The following is an 11,438-nucleotide window of genomic DNA, read 5'->3' as shown; positions in this document are numbered from 1 at the left end:
GACTTCGCCTCGATCGTGTCGAAGGAATATGCCGAGCAGCTGGAGAAGTCCGGCAAGATGGCCGATTTCTCGACCAAGCCGATCGGCACCGGCCCGTTCCAGTTCGTCGACTATCAGCTGGATTCGGTTATCCGCTACGCGGCCCATCCGGATTATTTCAAGGGCAAGGAGAAGATCGACGATCTCGTCTTCGCCATCACCCCTGACGCGACCGCCCGCATCCAGAAGGTGCTCGCTGGCGAATGCGACATCGCGCCCTATCCGAATCCTGCCGACATCGGCACGATCAAGGCCAACCAGGACGTGACCCTGATGGATCAGGCCGGCCTAAACATCGGCTACATGAGCTACAACACCACCATCCCGCCGCTCGACAAGCCTGAGGTGCGCCATGCGCTCAACCAGGCCATCGACCGGGAGGCGCTGATCAAGTCGCTGTTCCAGGACGCCGGCGCCACGCCGGCCGAAAACCTGATCCCGCCGACCATGTGGTCGTGGGACAAGGATGTGAAGGTCGACGCCTATGATCCGGATGCGGCCAAGAAGGTTCTGTCCGCTGCCGGGCTCACGGAAATCCAGCTCTGGGCTTCCGATCGCGTTCGTCCTTACAACCCGAACTTCCAGCGCGCCGCCGAACTGATCCAGGCCGACTGGGCCAAGGTCGGCGTCAAGGCCGAGATCGTGAACTACGAGTGGACCAAGTATCGCTCGGAGGGCAAGAAGAAGGACCGTCCAGGCGCCTTCCAGATTGGCTGGACCGGTGACAATGGCGATCCGGACAACTTCTTCGCCACCCTGTTCGCCTGCTCCGCCATCGGCGTCTCGAACTACTCGAGCTGGTGCGACAAGGACTTCGAGGACCTGATCCAGAAGGCCAAGAAGACCAGCGACCAGGCCGAGCGCACCAAGCTCTATGAGCAGGCGCAGGTCGTCTTCCAGAAGCAGGCTCCGGCCTTCCTGCTGGCACACAGCCAAGTCTACGCAGTCGTGCGCAAGAATGTCAGCGGTTTCATGATGGACCCGCTCGGCATTCACCGCTTCGACGGCGTCGACAAAGCCGAATAAGATATTGAGTGGGGCGGCGCTGTAAAGCGCTGCCCCCTTCGCCATGCTCAAATATATTCTTCACAGAATTGCACTTTTGATCCCGACGCTTGTCGGCATCACTATCTGTGCCTTCGCCTTCGTCAGGCTGCTGCCTGGCGATCCCATCCTTGCCATGGCCGGCGAACACGGCGTGGCGCCGGCGCGTTACGAGGAGCTCAAGGAACAGTTCGGCTATAATCTGCCGATCTGGCAGCAATACGCGCGCTATGTCGGCGAGGTCGTGACCGGCGATTTCGGAGTCTCCATCTCGTCCAAGCGCCCGGTGATGGAAGAGTTCAAGATCCTCTTTCCGGCGACGATGGAACTGTCGTTCTTCGCCATGATTTTCGCCATGGCGCTCGGCATTCCGGCAGGCATATTCGCGGCCGTCAAGCGCGGCTCCTGGTTCGATCAGTCGCTGATGGGCACGGCGCTCGTCGGCTATTCCATGCCGATCTTCTGGTGGGGCCTGCTGCTGATCATCTTCTTCTCCGGTTACCTCGGCTGGACGCCGGTCTCGGGCCGCATCGGCCTGCAGTTCTTCTTCAAGCCGATCACCGGCTTCATGACCATCGACACCCTGCTCTATGGCAAATGGGATGCCTTCCGCTCGGCGCTCAGCCACCTGGTCCTGCCGGCGATCGTGCTCGGCACCATTCCGCTGGCGGTGATTGCCCGCCAGACGCGTTCGGCCATGTTGGAAGTTCTGGGTGAGGATTATGTCCGCACGGCGCGGGCCAAGGGCTTGTCGCCGTCGCGGGTGATCGGCCTGCATGCGTTGCGCAATGCGCTCATCCCCGTGGTCACCACCATCGGCCTGCAGGTCGGCACGCTGCTTGCCGGCGCCATCCTCACCGAAACCATCTTCGCCTGGCCGGGCATCGGCAAGTGGATGGTCGATTCCATCTTCAAGCGCGACTATGTCGTCGTGCAGTCAGGTCTGCTTTTGATCGCCCTCATCGTCATGGCCGTGAACCTCATCGTCGACGTGCTCTATGCCGTCATCAACCCGCGCATACGGGCGTCGTGATGAGCCAGTCGACCGAAATCGCCCCCATGGCCGCCGGCAACCCTGACCGCCTGACCGGCTTCAGGACCTTCTGGCACTATTTCTCGGTCAATCGCGGCGCCGTGATCGGCCTGTTCGTCTTCATCCTGCTGGTGCTGGCGGCGCTGTTTGCGCCGCTGCTCGCGCCCTATGCGCCCGACATTCAGGACAAGACCGCGTTTCTGAGGCCGCCGGCCTGGCAGGCCGGCGGCAGCACCCAATTTCTGCTTGGAACCGATCCCGTCGGTCGCGACATCCTTTCGCGCCTGCTCTATGGCGCGCGCTTTTCGCTGCTCATCGGCGCGGTCGTGGTTACGCTGGCTCTCACCGGCGGCATTACGCTCGGTCTGTTGGCCGGCTATTTCCGCGGCTGGGTCGACGTGGCGATCATGCGCGTGATGGACCTTATCCTGGCGTTCCCGTCGCTGCTGCTGGCGCTCGTTCTGGTCACCATCCTTGGCCCCGGCCTGTTCAATGCGATGCTGGCCATCGCGCTTGTCCTGCAGCCGCATTTCGCGCGGCTGGTGCGCGCTGCCGTTATGGCGGAGAAGAGCCGCGAATATGTCGTGGCGGCGAAGGTCGCCGGCGCCGGCCATATCAGGCTGATGCTTCGCACCATCCTGCCGAATTGCCTGGGACCGCTGATCGTCCAGGGCACGCTGTCGTTTTCCAACGCCATCCTCGAGGCGGCCGCTCTCGGCTTCCTCGGCCTCGGCGCCCAGCCGCCAACGCCCGAATGGGGAACGATGCTCGCTTCGGCGCGCGAATTCATCCTGCGCGCCTGGTGGGTCGTGACCTTCCCCGGTCTTGCCATCCTCATCACTGTGCTTGCCATCAATCTGATCGGCGACGGTCTGCGTGACGCGCTCGATCCGAAACTGAGGAGGTCGTGATGGCGCTGCTCGATATCCAGAACCTCGTCGTCGAGTTCCAGACCGCTTCCGGTTCTTTCCGCGCCGTTGACGGCGTGTCGCTCCATGTCGACGAGCGCGAAGTGCTGGCGATCGTCGGTGAATCCGGTTCCGGCAAATCGGTGTCGATGCTGGCGGTCATGGGGCTTTTGYCATGGACGGCCACGGTCACCGCCGACCGCATGAGCTTCAATGGCCGCGATCTTCTGAAGCTAAGCCCTGCCGAGCGGCGCAAGATCGTCGGCAAGGACATGTCGATGATCTTCCAGGAGCCGATGGCCAGCCTCAATCCCTGCTTCACCGTCGGCTTCCAGATCGAAGAGGTGCTGCGCTTCCATATGGGTATGGACGCTGCGCAGCGCCGGGAGCGCGCCATCGAACTCCTGACGCAGGTCGGTATTGCCGAGCCGGCGGAACGGCTGAACTCGTTCCCGCACCAGATGTCGGGCGGCCAGTGCCAGCGCGTCATGATCGCCATCGCCATTGCTTGTAATCCGAAGCTGCTGATCGCCGACGAGCCGACCACCGCCCTCGACGTCACCATCCAGAAGCAGATCCTCGATCTCCTGGTGTCGTTGCAGGCCAAATACGGCATGGGGCTGATCATGATCACCCACAATATGGGCGTCGTGGCAGAGACCGCCGACCGCGTCATCGTCCAGTACAAGGGCCGCAAGATGGAAGAGGCCGACGTGCTCTCGCTGTTTGAATCACCGAAGAGCAACTACACGCGCGCGCTTTTGTCGGCCCTGCCGGAGAATGCCGTCGGCGACCGGCTGCCGACCGTTTCCGACATGCTGTTCGAGCCGGCGCCTTCGGGAGCCGCCGCATGAGCATCAAGGTCGTCGAAGGCAAGAATATCGTCCGCGACTATCACGTCGGGGGCGGGCTGTTTCGCGCACAGCGCACGGTGCATGCGGTCAAGGGTGTCTCGTTCAGCGTCGACAAGGGCAAGACGCTCGCAATCGTCGGTGAAAGCGGCTGCGGTAAGTCGACGCTGGCCCGCATCATCACGCTGATCGATCCCGCGACTTCGGGTGAGCTGTTCATCGACGGCAACAAGGTCGACATCGCCAAGGACGGGCTGAGCAAGGAGATGCGCCGCAAGGTGCAGATCGTTTTCCAGAACCCTTACGGGTCTCTCAACCCGCGCCAGAAAATCGGCGACGTGCTGGGCGAACCGCTGCTCATCAACACCGGCAAGCCGGCCGAGGAACGGCGCGACCTTGCCATGAAGATGCTGAAGAAGGTCGGTCTCGGACCCGAGCACTACAATCGCTATCCGCACATGTTTTCCGGCGGCCAGCGGCAGCGTATCGCCATTGCCCGAGCGCTGATGCTCAACCCCAGCCTCTTGGTGTTGGACGAGCCGGTCTCGGCTCTCGATCTGTCTGTGCAGGCGCAGGTGCTCAACCTGCTCGCCGACCTGCAGGACGAGTTCCAACTGACCTACGTCTTCATCAGCCACGACCTGTCGGTGGTGCGCTACATCGCCGACGACGTGATGGTGATGTATTTCGGCGAGGCGGTCGAATACGGCTCGCGCGAAGAGGTCTTCGCCGACCCCAAGCACAGCTACACCAAGACGCTGTTCGCCGCGACGCCGCGCGCCGACGTCGCTTCGATCAAGGCGAGGCTGGCAAAGAAGAAGGCCGCCTGACCGGGCGTGTCGATATTCAGGTGAGGCCGGCCTGCGAATGGCGGCTTCCTGCGCTTCCGGTGCTCACGTACCTTAAGTACGCTCCGCTCCGGTTCTCGGAAGCTACCATTCTCGACTCGGCCTGACCTGAATCTCAACACACCCTAATGCATGTCGCGCAAAAGTGGCCTCGGTTTTGCGAGAACGACATGCATGAAACCAAGAACCCAAAGCGCGTCGCCTGTATCCRTTCAAACGCGACGCGCTTTAGGCCAAGCCGCTTACGACAGCTTGGCGATGATGGTGCGCAGCGCCTCGCCAAAGCGCCTGATCTCCTCAACCGTGTTGTAGTGGACCAGCGAGGCGCGGATGGCGCCGCTGTCCATCGACAGGTTGAGCCGCTTCATCAGCCGCGGCGCGTACATGTGGCCGTCGCGGATGCCGATCTGCATGTCGGCCATTTCCTCGACGATCCGCTGCGGTGACAGTCTGCCGATGTTGAAGCAGAAGGTAGGCACGCGTTCGGTGATACGGGCTTCGTCGGCAACGCCGTAGATCGTCGCGCCGCAATCCTTGAGCACGCCGAGCATCTCGCGCGCCAGCACCAGCTCGTAGTCGCGGATGGCGCCCATGCCGGCGACGATGTTGTCGCGCCGCGAGCGGTTGTTGGATGGCGCCAGATTGCGGCCGATCAGTTCGAGATACTGCACGGCCGCATCCATGCCCGAGACGTTCTCGTAGATGAAAGTGCCGGCCTCGACCTTGTAGGGCGGCTCGTCGGGGATGAAATCCTCGCGGAAGGTCGGCAGCCGCTTCAGCGTCTCGAAGCGCCCCCACAGGAAGCCCATATGTGTCGAGAAGTTCTTGTAACCGGAACAGACCAGATAATCGCAATCCCAGGCCTGCACGTCGATCAGCCCATGYGGCCCATAGTGCACGCAGTCGAGGAACACCTCCGCGCCGGCTGCGCGCGCGATCTTGGCAACCGCTGCGACGTCGACGATCGAGCCGATCGAATGCGCTGTGACCGTGCAGGCGACCAGCCGGGTGCGGTCGGAAACCAGCGGGCGCAGATCGTCGACATGCAAATTGCCGTCTTCGCGCATGCGCCACCATTTGAACTTGGCGCCGGCGGACTCCAGCGCCAGCCATGTGGCGATGTTGGCGTCGTGGTCCATGTCGGTGATGACGATCTCGTCGCGCTCTTGAAGCATCTGGCCGATGCCGAGGCTGACCAGGCGGATGAACGAGGTGGCGTTCATGCCGAAGCAGATTTCGGCCGGGCTGGCGGCGTTTATCAGAAGTGCGACACTCTCGCGGGCGTCGGCGACCGACTGGTCGACGGTGACGCTGCGGCCATAGCGGCCACCGCGCTGCACGTTGTGCGAAACCAGATGGTTGGTCACCGCGTCGAGCACGCTTTGCGGGATCTGCGCGCCGGCGGCATTGTCCATGAAGATGAAGTCGCCGGCCCGCTGCAAGGCTGGAAACATGGTGCGGATGGTGTCGACGGGGAACGCGGCGGCGCTCGCATTGTCGGTTTGATGTTTGTTCAAGGTCGGCTCCTGCGAAGTTCTTGGCGGGTGGTTTGATTTGCGAGGTCAGCGCGTCTTTTCGGTCTTGAAGCGTTCTTCAAGCAAGCTGACGAGGCGGACCATCGGCCAGAGGAAGATGAGATAGACGAGTGCTGCGCCGATCAGCGGCGAGGGGTTGGCGTAGAGCGACTGCGCATTGGTCGCTTCCTTCAACAATTCCGGCAGCGCCACGGTCGAGGCGAGCGAAGTGTCCTTGAACATCGAGACGCAGTTGCTGGTCATCGGCGGGATGACCACGCGGACCGCCTGCGGCAGCACCACCTTGCGCAAGGTCAAAAGGAACGGCAGGCCGAGCGCCTGCGACGCCTCGAACTGGCCGCGCGGAATGCTTTCGATACCGGAGCGGAACACCTCGGCCGAGTAGGCCGACATGRTGATGGCGAAGGCCGTCACAGCGGACGCCCAGGATGACAGGCGGATGCCGAGAAACGGCAGCGCGTAGTAGATCAGGATCAGCACGACCAGCACCGGCAGGGCGCGGAAGATGTCGGTGTAGCCGACCGCGAGCCACCGCAACGGCTTCGGCGCATAAAGCCGCACCAGGCTGATCACCAGGCCGATGGGGATGCCGATGCCGATGCTGAGCAACCCGAGCAGCAGTGTGTTCAGGAACCCGCGCAGCAGCGCCGGCAGGCTGGACATGATGACATCGGGATTGAAGAAGGTGTCGATCAGCGACATGGGAGCGTTCCCGAACCGTTTTGCGTCCAGTGACGCCAGAGCAAGACCCGAACACCGAAATCGGCTGCGCCGCACCAAACTACGGCTCCGGGAAGGGCATGAATAAAACAGGACGTGCCGGCCTTTCGAGCCGGCACGCCTGCGTTCTGTCAGTCGCCGCTCAGGCCTTCGGCAGCGGCATTTCCTTGACGGTCGAGGAATCGGCGGGCGCGTCGCTGCCGAACCACTTCTTGTGGATGGCGGCCAGCGTACCGTCCTTCTTCATCGCGGTCAGCGCGTCGTTCAGCTTGCCGAGCAGCGGGTGGTCCTTGGTCATCATCAGGCCGTATTGCTCGCCGGTCTTGATGCGCTCCTTGACTGTCAGGTCCTTCATTTTGGTGAAGGAGTACTGCATGCCAGGGATGTCGCTGACGGCCGCATCGACGCGTCCGGCGCTGAGATCGAGCAGCAGGTTCTGCTGCGTGTCATAGCCCTTCACGTCGGCGAAGCCGTCGGCTTCCTGATGCCCCTTGACCCAGGTTTCGCCCGTCGAGCCGGACAGCACGCCGACGATCTTGCCCTTGAGGTCGGCTTCGGCCTTGATCGGGCTGTCGGTCTTGGTGGCGATGCCCATGTCGGAATCATAATAGGGCTGCGTGAACGACTGCGACTTCAGCCGCTCCGGCGTGATAGTGATCGACGAGATGGCGACATCGATGCGCTTCGAGGTGGTGGCTGCGAACAATGCCTGGAAGCCGAGGTCGGCGATATCCGTGGTCATGCCGATGCGCTTGGCTGCTTCGTTGACGATGTCTACTTCAAATCCCTCGAACGTCCCGCTCTCGTTCTTGTACTCGAAGGGCGGGTTGGTCGGGTAGGCGCCGACATTGAGGACGTCGGCGGCATAGGCGGTGGCAGGGCCGGCGGCGATGCCGATGGCGGCGGCGAGAAGCATGAGATTGCGACGGTTCAGATTCATGGTGTTCCCTCTGGGGTGTTCCCTCTGGTTGTTGATCGGGCGGGGTTGGCCCCGCACGGTTTCTTGCCGTCCCACCGTCGGCAGGGCGTCAATTCATGGCCGCGACCATGCGGTCAAGCGCGGTCGCTATCTCTTTGCGTTCACGGCACACGCACATTCGCAGGAAGGCCGTTGCCGAACTTCCGAACAGATGACCGGGTGCCAGCCCAACGCGCGCCGTCTCGAGAATCCTGGTGCAGGCGCGCCGTGCATCGCTCTCGCCTTCCATGGCAAAGAAGGCATACATGCCGCCGCGCGGTTTCGTTGGCAGAATGACGCCCGGAATTTGCGCCAGCCGGTCATAGGCGAGGTCAAGGCCAGTCCTGATCCGCTGCCTGATCTCCTCGACCAGCGGCTCGCCCTGGCGGATCGCTGCAACCGCACCGGCCTGGATCGGCGCGGCGGTGCCGCTGTTGACATATTGCGTCATCGCGCCGAGCTGGTCGGCCACCCCGGACGGATGCGTCAGCCAGCCGATGCGCCAGCCGGTCATCGCCCAGGCCTTCGAGAAGCTGTTGACCGACAGCACCCGGTCGCCATCCTCGGCGATCTGCAGGATGGAGGGCGCAACATCGTCATCGAAATAGAGCCGGCCGTAGACCTCGTCGGAGATGATCCAGATGCCGGTGCGCCGGCTGAAATCGAGCAGCGCGCGCATTTCCTCGGCTGAGGCGGTCCAGCCGGTCGGGTTGGAGGGCGTCGACAGGAAGATCGCGCGCGTGCGGGCATCGCAGGTCGCAAATAGCCGGTCGAGGTCGAGATGCCAGTCACCCCTATAGTCGAGCGAAAACGGCCGTGGCTCGCCGCCGATCAAGTGGATGGCGTTGTGGATGTTGGGCCATTGCGGCGCGACATAGACGACGTTGGTGCCGGTATCGACCAGAAGTTCCAGCGCAAGGTACAGCGCCTGCATGCCGCCCGGCGTGACCGTGGTGCGCGCGATCGGGATCGACCGGCCATGGATGCGCGTCTGGTACTCCGACAGCGCCTCATTCAGGGGGCCATGGCCGCGCATGTTGGGAACGTAGAAGGTCAGGCCTTCATCGAAGGCAGCCTTGGCCGCATCGCGGATGAAAGCGGGCGTCACCATGTCGCCTTCGCCGTACCAGAGCGCGATGACGTCGCCGAGTTCGCGCGCCCGAACGGCAAGGTTGGCGATGTTCTCGGTATGCAGGTCACGGATTTGGGCGCGAATGCCATCGAAGGCATATCGCGCGCTGGACGACGACTGGGGCAGCATGAACGACAAGGACTGAAACCCCTCCCACCCGGAACACCACGATGGACTGCCCCCGGCAAGCCCGCCCGGTACCGCAGTCGCCATCGATCTTGGAATGCTTATCCAAAGCGCGGCGCTTTTCAAGGCGAAAGTTTTAAGCTTAAAAAGTTTGACCAGCCTGTTGCCCGACCAATACGCCCTTTTTGCGCTAGCTGCGCCCGTCTCGCGTCAGCTCGGCACGCGCGGCGGCGGTGCCGGCGGCAGCGCCCGCACCGAGAAACATCGTGTCGCTGGCCAGCACGAAGAAGCTGGCGCCGATGGCGGCCCATTGGGAGACGTCTTGCGGCTTTGCGCAGAAGATGCCTGATGTCCTGCCATGCGCAACCGTGACGCCGATGATCCTGCGGATTGCCTCGGTGAGCTTGTCGGCGCCTTTCGGTCCGATCGCATCGATCGACACCGAAAGATCACCGGGGCCGACGAAGATCACGTCGACGCCGTCGACGGCGGCGATGGCCTCGATGTTGGCCAGTCCTTCCGATGTCTCGACCTGGACCGCGACGACGATCCTGCCATTGGCGCCGGCGAGATATTCGGGAATGCGATAGCCGTAGCCGGCCGCACGGCCGGGCCCGACGCCACGCTCGCCCTGTGGCGGATAGCGCGAGGCTTTGACAGCCATCGCCGCCTGGGCAGCGGTCGAGACGCGTGGGATCAGCACGCCTTGCGCGCCGCTGTCGAGCGCCGCCTGGATCGCTTCCGGCGCATGACCGGGAACGCGCACCATCGCCGGCAAGCGATGCACGTCGGCCGCTCGCACCATGGTCTCGATCATGTCGCGCGAGATCTGGGCATGCTCCCAGTCGATGCAGAGAAAATCAAGGCCGGACTGCGCCATCACTTCGACTGCCACGGGATGGGGAATGGCGGCAAAGGAACCAACGAGGTTCGTCTTGCCGATACACTTCTGGCGGAACTCGCTCATGCCCGTCACCTTTCTCGCTCTGCCAGAATCCATATCCGCAAACGACTGTCAGGCGAAGCTATTTCAGGCTTGAAATATTTTCGCGCGGGCCTAGCGTGGGCTCTCCCGCCACGAGTTCCAGACATGATCAAAACGCATCCCCTGCACGGCCCGAACAAACTCAAGCTCGGCGTCTTTTCGACCAATGCCGATGGCGGCCTTGCCATCACCGATGTTCCGGAACGCTGGGCGGGAAGCTGGCAGGACAATCTGACGGCGGCCCAGATCGCTGACCGCGCCGGGCTGGAATTCATGCTGCCGATCGCGCGCTGGCGCGGCTTCGGCGGCCGCAACAAGGTGCGGGAATGGTCGTTCGAGACCTTCACCTGGGCGGCGGCACTCGCCATGGCCACCGAACAGATTGGCCTGTTTATGACCGTGCATGTGCCGCTCGTGCATCCGCTCTACGCCGCCAAGGCGCTGGCGACCGTCGACCACATCAGCCAGGGCCGCGCCGGCCTCAACATCGTCTGCGGCTGGAACCCGAAGGAATTCGGCATGTTCGGCACGCCGCTGGTCGAAAAGGGTTACGACCAGGCGGCCGAATGGATCGAGATCCTCGAACGGCTTTATGCCTCAAGCGAGCCTCTAGACTATGAAGGCACCTATTATCGCCTCAAGGAAGCGGTCAGCCGTCCGGCCAGCTTGCAAGTTCCGCGCCCGGTGACGATGAACGCCGCTTTCGGCGGGCCGGGCCGCGATTTCGCCGCCGCCAGATGCGACTATCTGTTCACGACCTTTTCCGAGATGGGCGACGCCGGCAAGCACGTCGCCGACATACGCGAACGTGCCGACAAGGTGGGCCGTGATGTCGGCGTCTACACGGTGGCGCATGTGGTCTGCCGTCCGACGATGGAAGAGGCGCAGGCCTACTACGCGCGCTATGCCGTTGATATGGCCGACCACGACGCGGTCGATGCCCACATGGCCGGCAAGAAGGAATTCTCGCAATCGCACGACCCGCATGCCTATGACCGCTATCGGCAGCGTTTCGCCGGCGGCGCCGGCACCTATCCGCTGATTGGAACGCCCGAAACCATCGCCGCCGACATGGTCGCCATTGCTGAGCAGGGTTACCAGGGGATCGCGCTGTCCTTCGTCAACTACACGCAGGAAMTGCCCTATTTCTGCGACCACGTGCTGCCGATTTTGAGGCAGGCTGGCCTTCGCGGATAAGCAAAGGTCATTCCGGAATGACGGCTGTCGCCTGGATCTCGACCTTGGCGCGGTCCTCGACC

General features: G+C 62.9%; 11 protein-coding genes. 6 read left to right on the top strand and 5 right to left on the bottom strand.

The genetic code is table 11. The features are described from left to right. The 5 genes from ACXJ7R_RS14800 to ACXJ7R_RS14780 form a co-directional block, all read left to right on the top strand. Nucleotides 1-1,065, top strand: a 1,065-nt coding sequence (locus ACXJ7R_RS14800; RefSeq protein ID WP_457152481.1) for an ABC transporter substrate-binding protein, incomplete at its 5' end; no start/stop codon positions are given. Nucleotides 1,066-1,108: 43 nt separating this feature from the next. Beyond that, entirely contained in the window at nt 1,109-2,116 is a 1,008-nt protein-coding gene (locus ACXJ7R_RS14795; protein WP_457152480.1) for an ABC transporter permease subunit, read from the top strand. 26 nt (nt 2,117-2,142) lie between these two features. After that, nucleotides 2,143-3,027, top strand: a complete 885-nt coding sequence (locus tag ACXJ7R_RS14790; protein ID WP_457152483.1) for an ABC transporter permease subunit — start codon at nt 2,143-2,145, stop codon at nt 3,025-3,027. Then, nucleotides 3,027-3,878 carry an ABC transporter ATP-binding protein gene (locus ACXJ7R_RS14785; RefSeq protein WP_457152479.1) on the top strand — a complete coding sequence of 284 codons (852 nt, stop codon included), beginning with the start codon at nt 3,027-3,029 and terminating at the stop codon, nt 3,876-3,878. Before ACXJ7R_RS14790 ends, ACXJ7R_RS14785 begins: the two co-directional genes overlap by 1 nt. Beyond that, nucleotides 3,875-4,705 (top strand): dipeptide ABC transporter ATP-binding protein, encoded by an 831-nt coding sequence (locus tag ACXJ7R_RS14780; RefSeq protein WP_095082593.1) that lies wholly within the window; start codon nt 3,875-3,877, stop codon nt 4,703-4,705. Before ACXJ7R_RS14785 ends, ACXJ7R_RS14780 begins: the two co-directional genes overlap by 4 nt. A 260-nt stretch (nt 4,706-4,965) precedes the next feature. Here ACXJ7R_RS14780 and ACXJ7R_RS14775 read toward each other — a convergent pair whose 3' ends face one another. The 5 genes from ACXJ7R_RS14775 to ACXJ7R_RS14755 all read right to left on the bottom strand — a co-directional run bounded on the left by ACXJ7R_RS14775 (nt 4,966) and on the right by ACXJ7R_RS14755 (nt 10,161). After that, nucleotides 4,966-6,240, bottom strand: coding sequence for a cysteine desulfurase-like protein (locus tag ACXJ7R_RS14775; protein WP_457152478.1), 1,275 nt, complete (start codon nt 6,238-6,240; stop codon nt 4,966-4,968). Between the two features lie 45 nt (nt 6,241-6,285). Then, nucleotides 6,286-6,960 carry an amino acid ABC transporter permease gene (locus ACXJ7R_RS14770; RefSeq protein ID WP_457152477.1) on the bottom strand — a complete coding sequence of 225 codons (675 nt, stop codon included), beginning with the start codon at nt 6,958-6,960 and terminating at the stop codon, nt 6,286-6,288. A gap of 160 nt (nt 6,961-7,120) precedes the next feature. Further along, nucleotides 7,121-7,918 carry an ABC transporter substrate-binding protein gene (locus ACXJ7R_RS14765; protein ID WP_457152476.1) on the bottom strand — a complete coding sequence of 266 codons (798 nt, stop codon included), beginning with the start codon at nt 7,916-7,918 and terminating at the stop codon, nt 7,121-7,123. 88 nt (nt 7,919-8,006) lie between these two features. Continuing rightward, nucleotides 8,007-9,197 carry a pyridoxal phosphate-dependent aminotransferase gene (locus ACXJ7R_RS14760; protein ID WP_457152482.1) on the bottom strand — a complete coding sequence of 397 codons (1,191 nt, stop codon included), beginning with the start codon at nt 9,195-9,197 and terminating at the stop codon, nt 8,007-8,009. A gap of 187 nt (nt 9,198-9,384) precedes the next feature. Then, nucleotides 9,385-10,161: an HpcH/HpaI aldolase family protein gene (locus ACXJ7R_RS14755; RefSeq protein WP_457152475.1), complete on the bottom strand. Its 777-nt coding sequence runs from the start codon at nt 10,159-10,161 to the stop codon at nt 9,385-9,387. A 123-nt stretch (nt 10,162-10,284) separates the two neighbouring features. On the opposite strand from ACXJ7R_RS14755, the gene ACXJ7R_RS14750 reads away from it, so the two are divergent. Beyond that, the gene (locus tag ACXJ7R_RS14750; protein WP_457152474.1) at nt 10,285-11,376 is read left to right on the top strand and encodes an LLM class flavin-dependent oxidoreductase; all 1,092 of its coding nucleotides are present in this window, start codon (nt 10,285-10,287) and stop codon (nt 11,374-11,376) included. The last annotated feature ends 62 nt before the right edge of the window (nt 11,377-11,438 follow it).

The organism is Mesorhizobium sp. P5_C1, from assembly GCF_054049815.1.
The sequence above is the reverse complement of the archived record's forward strand: the minus strand, read 5'-3'. Positions and strand labels throughout refer to the sequence as shown.